15 protein-coding genes, 1 other RNA gene and 3 pseudogenes are annotated in these 14,445 nt (G+C 61.4%); 11 read left to right on the top strand and 8 right to left on the bottom strand.

The features are described 5' to 3' along the window. Positions 1-48 precede the first annotated feature (48 nt). Positions 49-684 carry an NAD(P)H-binding protein gene (locus tag KW821_RS01425; protein WP_218290044.1) on the top strand — a complete coding sequence of 212 codons (636 nt, stop codon included), beginning with the start codon at positions 49-51 and terminating at the stop codon, positions 682-684. Between the two features lie 88 nt (positions 685-772). Here the strand turns inward: KW821_RS01425 and KW821_RS01420 are convergent, their stop codons facing one another. Both KW821_RS01420 and KW821_RS01415 read right to left on the bottom strand, forming a co-directional pair. Beyond that, positions 773-1,132, bottom strand: coding sequence for an RnfH family protein (locus KW821_RS01420; RefSeq protein WP_218290042.1), 360 nt, complete (start codon positions 1,130-1,132; stop codon positions 773-775). Further along, positions 1,125-1,559, bottom strand: a complete 435-nt coding sequence (locus tag KW821_RS01415; RefSeq protein ID WP_042652536.1) for an SRPBCC family protein — start codon at positions 1,557-1,559, stop codon at positions 1,125-1,127. The genes KW821_RS01420 and KW821_RS01415 overlap by 8 nt, the downstream gene beginning before the upstream one ends. Before the next feature lie 339 nt (positions 1,560-1,898). Between KW821_RS01415 and smpB the strand changes: the two genes are divergently transcribed. Beyond that, a complete protein-coding gene (smpB, locus tag KW821_RS01410; RefSeq protein ID WP_042652537.1) occupies positions 1,899-2,387 on the top strand; it encodes an SsrA-binding protein SmpB in 489 nt (162 codons plus the stop codon). 122 nt (positions 2,388-2,509) lie between these two features. After that, positions 2,510-2,869, top strand: a transfer-messenger RNA (tmRNA) gene (gene ssrA, locus KW821_RS01405). A 295-nt stretch (positions 2,870-3,164) separates the two neighbouring features. On the opposite strand, the gene KW821_RS01400 is transcribed toward ssrA, so the two are convergent. Both KW821_RS01400 and KW821_RS01395 read right to left on the bottom strand, forming a co-directional pair. Continuing rightward, positions 3,165-3,386 (bottom strand): hypothetical protein, encoded by a 222-nt coding sequence (locus KW821_RS01400; RefSeq protein ID WP_042652560.1) that lies wholly within the window; start codon positions 3,384-3,386, stop codon positions 3,165-3,167. After that, positions 3,383-3,817 (bottom strand): hypothetical protein, encoded by a 435-nt coding sequence (locus KW821_RS01395; protein ID WP_042652561.1) that lies wholly within the window; start codon positions 3,815-3,817, stop codon positions 3,383-3,385. The genes KW821_RS01400 and KW821_RS01395 overlap by 4 nt, the downstream gene beginning before the upstream one ends. A gap of 4 nt (positions 3,818-3,821) precedes the next feature. On the opposite strand from KW821_RS01395, the pseudogene KW821_RS21885 reads away from it, so the two are divergent. Continuing rightward, positions 3,822-3,950 (top strand): annotated as a pseudogene (locus tag KW821_RS21885) (integrase); the annotation flags it as partial. Here KW821_RS21885 and KW821_RS01390 read toward each other — a convergent pair. Together KW821_RS01390 and KW821_RS21880 are read right to left on the bottom strand one after the other, a co-directional pair. After that, entirely contained in the window at positions 3,924-4,184 is a 261-nt protein-coding gene (locus KW821_RS01390) for a hypothetical protein (RefSeq protein ID WP_218290040.1), read from the bottom strand. The pseudogene KW821_RS21885 and the gene KW821_RS01390 sit on opposite strands and share 27 nt — an antisense overlap. Positions 4,185-4,538: 354 nt before the next feature. Next, a pseudogene (locus KW821_RS21880) lies at positions 4,539-4,640 on the bottom strand (IS5/IS1182 family transposase); the annotation flags it as partial. A 190-nt stretch (positions 4,641-4,830) separates the two neighbouring features. On the opposite strand from KW821_RS21880, the gene KW821_RS01385 reads away from it, so the two are divergent. Then, positions 4,831-5,649: an AraC family transcriptional regulator gene (locus KW821_RS01385; protein ID WP_218290038.1), complete on the top strand. Its 819-nt coding sequence runs from the start codon at positions 4,831-4,833 to the stop codon at positions 5,647-5,649. 30 nt (positions 5,650-5,679) lie between these two features. Here the strand turns inward: KW821_RS01385 and KW821_RS01380 are convergent, their stop codons facing one another. Both KW821_RS01380 and KW821_RS21615 read right to left on the bottom strand, forming a co-directional pair. Further along, positions 5,680-7,953 carry a M9 family metallopeptidase gene (locus tag KW821_RS01380; protein ID WP_218290036.1) on the bottom strand — a complete coding sequence of 758 codons (2,274 nt, stop codon included), beginning with the start codon at positions 7,951-7,953 and terminating at the stop codon, positions 5,680-5,682. A 203-nt stretch (positions 7,954-8,156) separates the two neighbouring features. Further along, positions 8,157-8,258, bottom strand: a pseudogene (locus tag KW821_RS21615) (IS6 family transposase); the annotation flags it as partial. Between the two features lie 524 nt (positions 8,259-8,782). Here KW821_RS21615 and KW821_RS01375 point away from each other — a divergent pair. The 6 genes from KW821_RS01375 (at position 8,783) to KW821_RS01350 (ending at position 14,435) form a co-directional block, all read left to right on the top strand. Beyond that, the gene (locus tag KW821_RS01375; RefSeq protein WP_218290034.1) at positions 8,783-10,651 is read left to right on the top strand and encodes a potassium transporter Kup; all 1,869 of its coding nucleotides are present in this window, start codon (positions 8,783-8,785) and stop codon (positions 10,649-10,651) included. Between the two features lie 347 nt (positions 10,652-10,998). Continuing rightward, on the top strand, positions 10,999-11,367 hold the full coding sequence (locus tag KW821_RS01370) for a hypothetical protein (protein WP_218290032.1): 369 nt from the start codon (positions 10,999-11,001) through the stop codon (positions 11,365-11,367). Positions 11,368-11,908: 541 nt separating this feature from the next. Then, entirely contained in the window at positions 11,909-12,214 is a 306-nt protein-coding gene (locus tag KW821_RS01365) for a PTS fructose transporter subunit IIB (RefSeq protein ID WP_042653876.1), read from the top strand. Further along, on the top strand, positions 12,215-12,982 hold the full coding sequence (locus tag KW821_RS01360; protein ID WP_218290030.1) for a PTS sugar transporter subunit IIA: 768 nt from the start codon (positions 12,215-12,217) through the stop codon (positions 12,980-12,982). It begins immediately after the preceding gene. Between the two features lie 92 nt (positions 12,983-13,074). Further along, positions 13,075-13,971: a pseudouridine synthase gene (locus tag KW821_RS01355; protein WP_218290029.1), complete on the top strand. Its 897-nt coding sequence runs from the start codon at positions 13,075-13,077 to the stop codon at positions 13,969-13,971. Further along, on the top strand, positions 13,968-14,435 hold the full coding sequence (locus KW821_RS01350; RefSeq protein WP_042653879.1) for an NUDIX hydrolase: 468 nt from the start codon (positions 13,968-13,970) through the stop codon (positions 14,433-14,435). The genes KW821_RS01355 and KW821_RS01350 overlap by 4 nt, the downstream gene beginning before the upstream one ends. The last annotated feature ends 10 nt before the right edge of the window (positions 14,436-14,445 follow it).

Here is a 14,445-nt window from a genome sequence, read left to right as displayed (position 1 = left end):
AACCGGCCAAGGCCGGTTTTGTTCTATCTGCGTCATGAGGAGGCAAGCATGAGCCAGATCCTGATCGCGGGGGCAACCGGCCTGATTGGGCAGGCGCTGGTCCGCCAGCTCGGCCCAGAGCATCAGCTGACCCTGCTCTGTCGCAAGGCGGGAGAAGCGGCCCCCGGCCGCCACTGGCTGCCGGTGGACTTCGAGCGGCTGGACAGGCTCGAGCTGCCCACCCCCATCGATCTCGCCTTCTGCTGCCTCGGCACCACCCGCAAGGAGGCCGGCTCCGACGAGGCGTTTCGCCGGGTCGACCACGACTATGTGCTGACCTTCGCCGCCCTCGCCCGTCGCCACGGTTGCCGCCGCCTGCTGGTCGTCTCCAGCCTGGGGGCCAGTGCCCGCTCCCCCGCCCTCTATCCCCGCACCAAGGGGCAGATGGAGCAGGCCTTGCTGGCGCAAGAGTGGCAACGGCTCGTGCTGGTGCGCCCCGCCATGTTGCTTGGCCATCGCCAACCGCCGCGCAAGTCAGAGCAAGTCATTCAGGCCATCTATCCGTTGATCAGGCCGCTGTTGCGGGGACCCCTCAAGCGCTGGCGGGCCATAGAGGCGAGTCAGGTGGCCCACGCCATGACGGTGCTGGCCTATCAGGCGCAGGGGGTAGAGATAGTGCAGAACGAGCGACTGCTAACCCTGTAAGGCCCAGGCCAGTGCAGCCCCTGTGGTAAAACATCCAATAGCAAAGAGGCGCCATGGCGCCTCTTTTCATTGCTCGGTCTTCCCCGCATCAGGTCGATTCGCCATCGTCCCGCTTGCGGTGGACGTCGGGCCGCCCGCCGGTGACCACATCGGCACGTCCCTCTTCCTTGGCCTTCTCGGCCCGCTTCTTGCGCATCTCCTTAGGATCGGCGAGGAGCGGGCGGTAGATCTCGACGCGATCGCCATCCTGCACCGGCTCGGTGCCCTTGACCGGGCGGCTGTAGATGCCGAACTTGTTGACCGCGAGATCGATCTCCGGGTGCTTCTGCACTATGCCGGACTGCTCGATGGCGGCCAGCACGTTGGTGCCGGGGGCGACCCGGATACGCAGCACGGTTTGCCGCTCGGGCAGGGCGTAGGCGACTTCGATATTGAGCAGATCAGACACCGTAGACCACCTTGGCGCGGTTGGAGAAGGCGAGCACCATGGAGCCCACCAGATCGCGGAAGATCTGGCCAAAGGCCAGCTCGATCAGCTTGGAGGTGAATTCGAAGTCGAGATCGAACTCCACCTTGCAGGCATCCACATCCAGCGGGGTGAAGGTCCACCAGCCCGCCAGCGTCTTGAAGGGACCTTCCACCAGCTCCATCTTGATCCGGCGGTTGGTATCGAGCAGATTGCGGGTGGTAAAGGTCTTGGCAATGCCCGCCTTGGCCACATCGACCGAGGCCGTCATGTAGTCCTCGCCGGTCTCGTGGACGCGGCTGCCGACACAACCGGGCAGGAACTCGGGGTAAGCGTGAACATCGTTGACCAGCCGGAACATTTGTTCGGCACTGAACATCACCAGGGCACTGCGAGTAATACGGGGCATGGGCTTTCCTCATCCAATCGGACCGATTTTATCACCTTGTCAGCCAAAATCACCGCCGAAACCGTTCACAAAGCCGTCACTCGCGCAATTGTGTGTTGTGCAACCGCTCCCCCACCTTCAGATCACCCCGCCAACCCACATTATTTCGCAGCGGCTCAGGACGCCGTCGCCTGAGCCATAGTGCACTTTGCAGCCACGATTACCCGGGTTCCCATCACCCTGCCAGCCAAAATCGTTCCATAACTGCTCACAAAGCCACCACTCGAGCGGTTGCGCGTTTTACAGCCGCCGCCACCCACGTATAATGCGCCTTCATCAACATTGCCGAAGGCCCCCGTCATGAGCAAAAAGAACAGTAAAAACAAAGCCGGGTCCAGCACCATTGCACTCAACAGAGGCGCCCGTCACGAGTACTTCATCGAAGAGCGTGTGGAAGCCGGTCTGTCCCTGCAAGGGTGGGAAGTCAAGTCCCTGCGGGCGGGCAAGGCCAACATCAGCGAAGCCTATGTCATCTTCCTGCAGGGAGAAGCCTTCCTGTTCGGCTCCACCTTCCTGCCGCTGAATGCCGCCTCCAGCCACGTGGTGTGTGACCCGACCCGTACCCGCAAACTGCTGCTGAGCCGTCGTGAACTCGACAAGCTGGAGAGCCTGACCGCCCGCCAGGGCTACACCATAGTGCCGCTGGCGCTGTACTGGAAAGAGTGCTGGGTCAAGGTCGAGATCGGCCTGGTGAAGGGCAAGAAAGAACACGACAAGCGGGAAGACACCAAGGCCCGCGAATGGGATAGAGAAAAAGCCCGCATCATGAAGAACAAGAACCGCGGCTGATGGCGAGTCGCGCTCGCCCGCGCGGCGTCCAATAAACCAGCAATCGACCGGCCAAGGCCGGTCGATTGCCATCAACGCCTTGCCATGACAGGATTTTTGCGTACAATCGCTTTTGACAACTTGGGGCTGATTCTGGATTCGACAAGATTCACGAAACCCAAGGTGCATGCCGAGGTGCGGTAGGCCTCGTTAACAAACCGCAAAAAAATAGTCGCAAACGACGAAAACTACGCACTCGCAGCTTAATAACCTGCGCTGAGCCCTTCTACCCTAGCTTGCCTGTGTCCTAGGGAATCGGAAGGTCATCCTTCACAGGATCGTGTGGAAGTCCTGCTCGGGGCGGAAGCATTAAAACCAATCGAGCTAGTCAATGCGTGGCGTGTCTCTCCGCAGCGTGTTGGCGAATGTAAAGAGTGACTAAGCATGTAGTACCGAGGATGTAGTAATTTTGGACGGGGGTTCAAATCCCCCCAGCTCCACCAAACAATGTTCCGGCCGGGAACGAAGAAGTACAGAAACCCGCACAGCGTAAGGCTTTGCGGGTTTTTTGTTGTCCGTAAAAGTCCGAGGGAGTCGCCAGAAGCCAGCTCATTTAGTACCATTATGAGTACCACAAGGGCTGTGGTACTAAATTCAGTGGTACTAAGAGGCAATATGTGTAGCCCGCCGCGAAAAATGAAAAACCATTCCGGGTAAAACGATAAACAGAGCTCAGGCCACATTTATCAAACTTGGCGAATTCAGAATCACCGAGTTTGAAAAACGTTTAACAGGGGGTTAAACCTCGATTTCATAGGTGGGCAGGTCCGGTGCAGAGCCCACTATCGCCCCCGCCTGGTAAAAGGCCTTCTGGCCAATGGCCACCCCTCCCCCTCGCACCACCACGCCACCGCCCAACGCCTCCAACGTGCTGCTAGTGCCAGTCGTCGCCGTGACGGTACCGACCAGCAGTGGGTCGGCGCCGGGCACCAGCTCCATGAATCGCTTAAACAGGTTCATACAAAACGCTCCACGCTCAGTTGCTGGCGTACCGTCATGGCCCTGTTCTGCAGCGCAGCAGAGACCCTGACGCCCCGGTTATAGCCCTTCCAGCCATCCACCGCGAGCAGTGCCCCCGGCAGGATGAGACCCGTATCTGCCGACAGTGGCAGCTCGATGGTCTGGGTGCGCCTCGGCAGGGTCTTGGCCAGGGCCACCACGCCCTGGGCTCGGGCCGCCAACACATCGCACACCAGCGGGTGGGTGATGGTCGGCGCCTGCCGCTCGCCCGCCGTACCCTGCCGCAGCACCCGCGCACTGATGCCCTGATGGCCACCGCTGACCCATATCCCGTTGGCTGCCTGCCCCGGTTGGAAGTCACTGCCCAGCGTCGTGATGATGGCGCGGGGGATGGCCACATCGGCCAGGGAGGTATCGAACTGCCAGGGCACGGTCGGATACCGTGATCCGCTCGGTCATATCAACGACTAGAGCGCGAATGCTGCCCTTAAGCGACTGGGCTACGGCGAGCGACTTGTGGCCCACGGCTTGCGCTCGCTAGGCAGTATCCTTCTGACTTTTCAAATAGTCCGATTCTTGGGGTATGTTCACCTGTTCTTGTGGGCTTGTGGAGGCAAGGAACTTTACAAACCATTGGTTACCCACCTTGGGATCCAGATCCCCCTTGCTGCTGACTCGCTGATGATGGCCATTCAGAACAACATCGTGGCCGCTCACCTGGAAAACGCCGGGGAGCAGCAGGAGCAGGCCTATGCCTTGCTGATGCTGCGGCACATGGTGGTGAACGGTGATGATCACTCCCTAGCCCATGAGCTGCGAGGCCACCATGAGCGCCGGCACCACATCGATACTCAATCACCTAAACGGCGAAATGGGTACTCCGCCTGTGAGTACCCTTGGTAGGACAGCCAAGAGTCATGACGAAACCAGCGAATCCCAAGCACCAGCCAGCAGACACCAAGAGGCACCCAGTGCGGCACCCTTTTATCTGATTCCCCCATGCGTAGGACTTTTTGAAAAGTCTCTCTACCTTGCCTACCTAAGGCTCTCAAAGCCTTGCTGTATAAGGAATACAGAGAGGTAGACAGTAATTATTTACTCTCTACTCACTGTCTACCCTCTCAACCTCTTTTCATTCTTTCATCTTTGTTTGACGCTTGTTCCATCAATGCTTGCTCTACTCCAGTCGATGTGAGCCGCTTGGTGTAACTCGGTCAGCAAGGCTTCATGAAGGCGTCGCCAGCATGTCATGCCGCCTATGTTGGGGTTGGCATCATTCGAATCAACTCGGTTTTGTTAGCGGCTCTAAACAACCTGACAATGCCGGACGACGGTGGCAACTGAGTGTGCAATCCGGATATGGCACAGGGCGGGGCAGCCCATACCGGAGGTTGCTACACTGGCTAGAGAGATTCGTATGGACACACAAACAAGGATATGGACGATGAGAGAGACTCCCAGCGCCCTCGCGGCACGGCTGCCCCCCAAAAAACCCAGCCCGGGGCATCTGCGCGCCGATCTGGATACCTGGCGGCAGCAGTTTTTTCGGGCGCTGCCCGACGCGCGGTGCCTCGAGACCCTGTTCGATCGGGCCCCGGACATTGTCTTCTCCATCAAGGACAGGGCTGGCCGCTATGTGAGCATCAGCGAGTCCTGTACTGAGCGCTGTGGCCTGGCGAGCCGGCATGACGCCATCGGCAAGACGGCCCACGAGATCTTCCCGCCCCACATGGCCGTGCGCTACCAGGCCCAGGACCTGCGTCTGTTCGACACCGGTGAGCCCGTAGTGGACAATCTCGATCTGACCCTGTTTAACGACCGCAGCCCCGGCTGGTGCCTGACCAACAAGGAGCCGCTGCGCGACGCCGGTGGCGCCATCATAGGCCTGGTATGCATGTCACGCGATCTGCACGAGCCGAGCCGGGCCGGATTCATCGACGCTCGCTTCGTCGAGGCGGTCGATCACATCCTGACCCATTATCCCGCCCCCTTGCGCATTGAATCGCTGGCACGACGGGCCGGAGTATCAGTCGCCCAGTTTGAGCGGCGCATGAAGCGAATCTTCCAGCTCTCCGCCGGCCAGTTCATCACCAAGACTCGCATCGACATCGCGATCAACTGGCTAAAGGGCAGCGATATAGCCATCGCTGACATCGCATTGCGGTGCGGCTTTTGCGATCAGAGCGCCCTGTCGCGGCAGTTTCGTGCCCTGACAGGCCTGTCTCCACGCCAGTACCGGCAGTTGCTGCGCCGGGGGAATTGACGCGCCGCCGGTGCGGCGCGTCGTACCCACCTATTGAGCCAACCCCACACTGAGGCTCAGATCCCGGTAGGGTGCACCGGCGTCCACCGCTATGTGGTAGTAGGCGCCGCCCTCGGGTGCCTGGATGGTGACTGTCTCGTCGTTGCCGCCATTGGCCGAGCCCTGATCGTAGCTGTCCCGGTTCGGCCAGCCCCGGTGCATGACATAGAGGTTGGCATCGCCACTGCCACCTCGGGTCTGCACCGTCAGCAGTGTCGTCCCCTGGGGCACGAAGACGTAGAAGTAGCGGATGTCGTCCGCAGCGATACCGGTGCGGGCACAGGTCGCGTCGATGAGCTGATCGTCGGGATAGCCGCAGTCCGGCTCGGGCGGCTGGCCGGCCGTGGTGGCCGTCTGCACCCAGGCGGCGAAGTCGTCGTCATAGGTCAGATCCTGCATGGTCGACCAGTAGCCGTCATAGTCGTCGGCGCGAAATCTGGTCACGGTATCGTCCACCCTGTCCCTGTGGTGTTCGAACATGTAGCGCACCGCCATATAGCCCCAGCGGTAGGCGCGGGTCCCATAGTCGTTCATGTCATAGGTGTTGCCGAAGATGGTCGACAGGGGATAGGTGCCGGCCTGGGCCGCCTCGATCGCCTTGGCGTTGTCGTTGCCAAGGGACAGATACTCGGCCAGACCTTCTATCCACCAGACGGTGGGCTGGCTGATGGCACGGGCGAAGTCGCCGGCCATGTTGAAACGGCCATCCAGATAGTGCACATACTCGTGCTCCAGATTCCACACCGAGAACAGGGGGCGCAGCCAGGAGGCCTCGTGGGCGATGAAACGTGCCTGGTTGCCGGGTTGGTCGGGATCACCTTCCAGATACATGCCGCCGTTGTCGGTGGCGATGCCGTAGATGAGGCCAGCGTAGCGGCTGTAGTTGGCGTAGTCGTCGAACACCACCACCTCCAGCGCGTCGTTGACGTCGCCCGGCAGTGGCCGGTTCTGGGTCTTCAGCATGCGGTGGAAGTATTGCTCCTCGTTGGCCAAGGCTGTGCAGCTCTCGGTCAGTTGCTGCTCTGTCATATCCTGGGCTCGGATGCGCAGTGTCGACCCGCACTCGTGGCGGATCGGCAGCACGACGTCGGCCAGCCGCTGCTCGAAGTCACAGGTGCCGTACTCGGCGCAATGGGCATTGTCATAGTATTTCACGGCACTGGCGGCCGCTAACCAGAGATCGGCGCCGGGACCATCCAGACTGCTCTTTGCCAGGATCTGCTCGATCCTGGCCCGCGATGCGGCGAAGTGGGCCGGATACTGCATGTAGCGCAGGGCCTCGTTCAGGCTGTCGGTGAGCTGGTAGGCGTAGCTGGTGCCGAGCAGGGCGGCCTGGTTGCCCTGCACGAAGGCGAACAGGGCCTCGGCGTAGCTGCCGTCTCGCTCGGCCAGGGCGCGCCCCTCAGCGCGGTAGTGGGACATGAACAGGACGGTCAGCAGGCCGGTGTAACCCGACCCCACCTCCCAGTGCTTGAGGGCATCGGCGGCATCCGGCTGTCCGTCTCGATTGGTGACACGGGCGATGAGGGGTTTGAGACGCGGCAGGTAATAGGCCTCATCATGGAGATTGGTCATCAGGGTGAAGCTCTCCCCGATCGTGCTGCCCGCGTCCGGATTGGGGATGAACAGGGCCGGGTTGTCCAGCAGTCGATCGAGGCCGACCCGGATCGCGTCGCGCACCGTGAGCGGTGGCTCCGGGTAGAGATCGCGGGCGATGGCGTTGTAATAGCCGGCGCGCAGATAGAGCACCAGATTGGCGAGGCCACGGCCGCTGCCCTGATAGTCGGCGGCGCGCGCCTGCAACCGTCCGGCCACCGCCAGCAGGTTGGCTGTGTCATAGATGCGGACGCCGTCGTCCGCCGTCAGAGAGAAGAGGCCATAGGTACACGACACCTCGGGCAGACCCTCCAGGTAGTCGGCCAGCGCCGCACCGGATTTGTCGAGGAAGCCGGCCGGATCGCGACAATCGCCCCCCTCGGCCATCAGGCTCTGGGCCTGGACCTGGGTCTGGGCCTGGGCGCGCCAGTCGGGCTCTCGATCGCGCCGGACGTGGGGATCTTGCGCCAGCTCGAGGGCGGCGGGCGGCGGCAGCAGGCGATGCAGCCGCGGCGCCGGCAGGGTAGTGAGGGACTGGCCGTGCTCGGCGCCGGCCAGATCTGCCGGCACCATGGCGGGCGAGGGCAGGGAGACGGGGGCCTCGGTGGCGGCCAGGGCGGTGGCCCAGCCAGCCAACAACAGACACGCCAAGGGTTTTAGTGCAAGCATAGGACTCTCCATGGTTGGGGTAGATGCCCGTGCCGGTGTAGTCACGCCGCTGGCGCCTCCCTGCGCCGGTCCGGGACACCTAATGTGGCAGAGAGTCCCCCCGACCGTATTGGCATATCCCTGCGCCTTGACGGCGCTATTTGCCAAAAATGCGGCATTTCAGGTTGTTTAGCCCAGGTCGAGTGATGGAGAGGAATGGAAAATCAAGCAACGAGGTCACTCGCATAATTCCCCCACAGGCTGAAAGCATCAGCTCTGGCGTGGCGGTATGAAACGGCCGAGAGTGTGTGGCGATGAGGGCGAAAAGGGGGGGATTAACCTTTCTAGGTAAAGCGACAAACAGAGCTCAGGCCACATTTATCAAATGTGGCGGATCAAGAACCACCGAGTTTGATAGACATCAAACAGGGGGTTAAACCTCGATTTCATAAGTGGTTGGCGCCATTCCCTGGTCATCGATGGTGTTCATCAGGTGGCTCATTACCTACGCCGGCCAGTGTCATAGTTCCCCCGACACTGTCCGCGAGGCCATGATATCTCGGCCACGGTTTGAGGAGCGACTCGTAGACAACTCCCAGCGTGGATGGTGCTCCCTAGGCCGAAGTTGCTGGTCGCACCAATAGCTGCCACTCCTCGCCCATTCCAAAGCCCATTCACCCCATCGAACTTTCGTGTTGGCCACACACGCTGCACTCAACTTCGCGAGTTGGCCCGATGGTAACGGTGACCTCTGTTCCCTTGATGATGCACTTGCCTCCTCTCGTCATTTCACTGTCGACCTGCCTCACCATGCTATCGTTAACATGGTGAATTGAAATGGAATTTCATGATGAGCAATGGAGCACGGCAAGGCAGAATGGCCACGACGTTGGCCGCGTTGGGCGTGGTTTACGGTGACATAGGCACCAGTCCGCTCTACGCCTTGAAGCAGAGTTTTGCCGGGCATATGGGGTTGCAGCCAGGCAAAGAGGAGATCTACTCGATAGTGTCTCTCTTCTTCTGGACCATCATGATTGTCGTTTCGCTCAAATACGTGCTGCTGGTACTGCGGGCCGACAACAAGGGCGAGGGAGGCATACTGACGCTGGCCTCCCTCGCCGCTCGTCGCCTCTCTTCACGCACCCGTGCGGTGGTGATGTTGTTGGGACTGGCCGGGGTGGGGTTGTTCGTCGGGGATGCGGTGATCACCCCGGCTATTTCCGTGCTCTCCGCCGTGGAGGGGTTACAGATAGTGGCCCCGAACCTGGCTCCCTTTGTCTTCCCTATCGTGCTGGTGGTGCTGATCGTGCTGTTTGGTGTCCAGCACTATGGAACGGCCGGGATTGGCCGTTGGTTTGGCCCCATCATGCTGATCTGGTTCGCTACCCTGGCGCTGCTCGGCCTGCTCGAAATAGCGCAGACCCCCGCCATCCTGAGGGCCATCAACCCGCTCTATGCGGTTGACTTCCTGCTGACGAATCCGGGGACAGCCTTTGTTGTGCTGGGTGCGGTCGTGTTGTGCGTGACGGGCGCCGAGGCGCTTTATGCCGACATGGGGCACTTTGGGCGCGGGGCGATCCAGCTGGCGTGGGGTAGCCTGGTGATGCCGGCCCTGTTGCTCAACTATTTCGGTCAGGGTGCGTTATTGCTGCGTCACCCCGAGGCCATCGAGAACCCTTTCTATCTGCTGGCCCCTTCCTGGATGACCTTGCCACTGATTGTGCTGGCCACCATGGCGACCGTTATCGCCTCTCAGGCGGTCATTTCCGGTCTCTATTCCGTGGTACGGCAGGCTATATTGCTCGGATTTCTGCCGCGCCAGGAGATCCGCTACACCTCTGCGCACGAGAAGGGCCAGATCTATCTACCTCTGGTCAACTGGCTGCTGTTGGGGGGGATAGTGCTGGTGATCTTCTGGTTCAAGAGCTCAAGCAATCTGGCTGCCGCTTATGGCATTGCCGTGACCGGTACCATGGTCATCACCACGCTGTTGCTGATGGTTGTGGCGCTCCATCGCTGGAAACAACCCCTCTGGCTCATCGGTTTGGTGGGCACACCGCTACTGCTGCTGGATCTGGCCTTCTTCGCAGCCAACACCACTAAATTCTTCTCTGGTGGCTGGTTGCCCGTGTTGTTCGCCTTGCTGACCATAGTGGTGATGACCACCTGGAAGCGTGGGCGCGAACTGGTGCTCGACAAGCTCGAGAACAAGTCGCTGGCACTGCAGCCTTTCGTCGATGATATGCAGCGTCACCCTCCCCTGCGGGTACCGGGTACCGCGGTATTTCTTTCCAAGTCGATCAAGGTGGCCCCCCATGCCATTTTGCATAACCTCAAACACAACAAGGTGTTGCATGAACGGGTCATCTTCCTGACCGTAAGGGTAAAGGATGAGCCCTGGTTGCCCATGGAGGAGCGACTGGAGTTGACCCAGATAGGAGCAGGGTTCTGGCAGGTGGTGGCCAACTTTGGTTACCAGGAGACCCCGTCAATGGCGGAAATATTCCAGGCTTGCGCCGAGCATAAACTGATAGTGAAGCTCAACAACACCTCCTTCTTTCTCTCCTACGAGTACCTCATCAGCACCGATTTACCGGGTATGGTGCGCTGGCGTGAAGGGCTGTTTATCTGGATGAATCGCAACTCCTCCCGGGCAACCGATTTCTTCCAGATCCCGACCAACAGGGTGGTGGAACTTGGCATGCAGCTTGAGCTGTAGATGTGTGTTCAGCAGCATTCGCCCATGCAAGAGGGGCATGACTTCATGCCGCCTCGACTCATACCACAGGCCTGCTCGGCTAACGCCTTGAACCACTTGGCAGTGAGCTCGGAGACAGGGTTCAGGTCGAGCCAGCCCCAGAGATTCATAGTCATCGGCGAAGAGAGCCTGATTGTGCTCCATGGCTCCTTATCAAACACGAAAAATGGGGTGCCGATTAGAATGCAGGCTATTTAACGCACGCATTTTTGTGCACATAATGATTCCTTGGATATCGGATAGTGGGGAGCGCATGGAACGATACCTCCCCGTTAATCCCATCACCACAACCTCTCAAGGAGGGGATAATGGGTCGAGGTTACTATCGGCGCAGACGCGGTTCACTGGTCGGCGATGCCGCCAGCGCCATGCTGCGTATCAGTTGGCAAGGGGCGCTGCTGATCGGGATTGCAGGGTCTATTATCTTCTCCCTGTTACTACCTTGGTTCTTGCAGAGCATCCTGGCATCGCAACAATCCCAGGCCGGCCCCACCACTGTGCTGGAGCAGGTGATTGAGCATCGTCAGCACTGGGCCGAACGTCTTGGGGAGGTTTTCCTCTGGCTGGGCATTCTGGTGGCCGGTCTGAAATTGCTGGCCGGTAATCTGGAGAGCTGTCGTCACCAGCCTGGCCTGCCGGGCTTTCTGGCGCGTTTACTGGCACGATGGAGTGACTAGGATTCAGCTAGTACCGTTTCGGCCCAACAGATCAAATCCAAACTTATCAGACGGTTGATCGGAACAAATAAGAAAGGTATTTCAGAGTTGGTCGGGGAGCGCAGCGGACAAATGACAACCCTCTGGATAAGTAGCTGTGCCCTGTACTGCAGGCGATTCACCTTGGATATCCACCCAGAATATTGACCTGTTTCCCTCTGGTTTAGCGAGACTCAAGATCAGTTGCGGGATGTGACGACGGCATTATTTGCCTGACTCAAGAGAACAAAGAGAAACCCGGGATCTTGTTTGAAACTGGCGCTCTGGCCAAGGACCTCCCCAACTCTCGGGTCTGCTCGCCGATGCAAGTCCTGCCACTTTTCAGGCAAAGAGCCAGGATCTGGGGTCAGCGAGGGAGTCGGCAGAGGGCTCCGAGCGACCATCATCCCCCTGGTGCCGGGTGCCGGAGCACCGCCGAGATCCCATTTTTGCCCCGCGGCTTTGGTAAAGGCCCGCGGTTGGCGCTATCTTGTTGCCCCCATGTCATGAGCCCCGAGAACCGATGAAGATCCTCGCCGTCACCGCCTGCCCCACCGGCATAGCCCACACCTACATGGCCGCCGAGGCGCTGCAAAGAGCCGCCGACAAGCTGGGGCTGAAGATCAAGGTTGAGACCCAGGGCGCCATGGGTCTGGAGAACATACTGACCGCCCGGGACATCGCCGGCGCGGACCTGGTGCTGATCGCCTCCGATATCGAGATCGAGCAGAAGGAGCGCTTCCTCGGCTGCCCCCTGCGCCAGGTATCGCTGGAAGCCGTGCTGCTGGATGCGGCCGCCGTGCTCAAGACCCTGACGCCCGGCGTCTGAATGCTCCGCCGCGAACTCACCTTCTGCTGCCGTCAGGGCCTGACCATAGCCCAGGGCAAGCAGCTGAGCCGACTGGCCGGGCTGTTCAAGTCCCAGATCGGCTTCATCAACATCAGCCGTCGCCAGAGCGTCGGGGCGGATAACCTGCTCGCACTGCTCACCCTGGGCACCCAGCCCGGTGATCTCTGCCAGCTGCTGATCGAAGGGCTGGATGCCGAGCTCGCCCACATGGCGTTTACCTGCTGGTGCGGCGAGCTGGGTCAGCCCCTTGGCCGTCCGGGATCGGCGGCCCTGGCCGAGCAGCGCCTCGCCGCCGCCCAGCCCGACTACTGTTTCGCACTCAACCAGCTTGGCCACGCCACGGCGCCCCTCGACAAGGCCCTGGCGCTGAAGGTGCTGGTGGATCTGCTACCGGCCGAGCTGGTGCGCGACAGGCCTATGCTGGAGCAGGCCATCGCCAGCCGCGAACAGCTCGCCGCGACCATCATCCGGCCCGGCCTCGCCATGCCCCATGTGATCTGCCCCGCCATCCGCCAGCCCGCCCTCTCGCTGCTCCACTGCGCCGAGCCCATCGAATGGGGCTCAACCCTGGGCCCGGTGCAGACCCTGCTGCTACTGGCGATCCCGGCCGGGCTTCCCCCCGAGCAGTTGCGCCCCCTCACCCGGCTGGCCCGCGCCATGATAGACGAGGTGGTCAGCATGGCACTGCAACACGCCAGCACGGCCCCCGCCCGTCAGGCCATCGTCATCGAGAGCCTGCTGAGCTGAGTTAAGGGTCCCCCGCCGGCCCACCGCCGTTCATCTCCCAGTCGCCCCCCCTGTGATACACTGCCGCATCCCTTGCTGTTGGTGTGCATTCGATGAAATCTGCCCGTCCCCGTATCTCCCTCTCCGGCCGCCCGGCTGCCGCAGACCGCCCCCTCAATGCACGCTCACGCATTGGCAACCCTGCCGAGCAAAAGCCGGTGCTGGCGCCAGCCGATCGCAAGTTGCTGCTGCTGAACAAGCCCTACATGGTGCTGTGCCAGTTCACCGACGAGGCGGGACGAGAGACCCTCAAGGATTACATCAAGGAGCCCGGCATCTATGCCGCCGGCAGGCTGGACCGCGACAGCGAGGGGCTCTTGCTGCTCACCAACGACGGCAAGCTGCAAGCGCGCCTCACCCAGCCTGGGGAGAAGACCCCCAAGACCTACTGGGTGCAGGTGGAAGGCGTGCCGAGCGAGGAGGCACTGGCGGCCCTGCGCGCCGGGGTCGAGCTCAACGACGGCATGACCCTGCCCGCCGGGGCGCGGATCATGGACGAACCCGAGCTGTGGCCACGCAATCCGCCGATCCGCGATCGCAAGGAGATCCCCACCCGCTGGCTCGAGATCAAGATAGTGGAGGGACGCAACCGCCAGGTGCGGCGCATGACCGCCCACATCGGCCATCCCACCCTGCGCCTCATTCGCTACGCCATCGGTGACTGGACCCTCGATGGCCTGGCCCCCGGGCAGAGCCACAGCCTGCCCGCCCCCGAGCTGGCGGCAGCTTCCCGCACCAGCAGCCGATCCCGCCAGCCCGAACGGGAGCGCGCAGGCGCGGCGACACGCCAGACCGGCGCCAAGGCGCGCTCCCCTGGGCAAACTACATCCGAACGCAGCGCCCAACCTGCCGCACAGACGGCCGAACACAATGGCGGCCAACCCCGCGGCACGAGCCGGGGCACGGCCCGCCGCCCTGCGCGAGCGCCTCAAGACAAGGAGTCATCATGATCGAACATCCCCCCATGCCGGCCAGATTGACGGTCGCCGCCCTGGTGCACTGGCAGGGCCGCTTCCTGCTGGTGGAAGAGGAGATCGCGGGCCAGCGCCGCTTCAACCAGCCCGCCGGCCATGTGGAACCGGGCGAGAACCTGATCGAGGCCGCCTGCCGCGAGCTGAAAGAGGAGACCGGGCTCTGCGCCCGTCCCAACGCCTGGCTGGGGGTCTATCTGTTCAAACCGGCGGACAGCGAGGCCACCTTTGTGCGCACCGCCCTGGTGTTCGACCTTGAAAAGGCGCCGGGTCAGCACCATCCAGAGGATCCTGACGGTGATGTGCTGGCCTGCCACTGGCTCACCCTGGACGAGATCGCCGAGTGCAAGCCCGCCCTGCGCAGCCCTCTGGTGTGGCAGTGCATCCAGGATTATCTGGGGGGCACCCGCTTGCCGCTGTCGGCCCTCAAGGCCTTTATTTGAGGCCATTTGG

The sequence above is a fragment of the Aeromonas sp. sif2416 genome, from assembly GCF_019218665.1.
Lineage (GTDB): Bacteria > Pseudomonadota > Gammaproteobacteria > Enterobacterales > Aeromonadaceae > Aeromonas > Aeromonas encheleia.
Note: the sequence above shows the minus strand (reverse complement) of the source record. Positions and strands in the feature narration are given on the sequence as shown.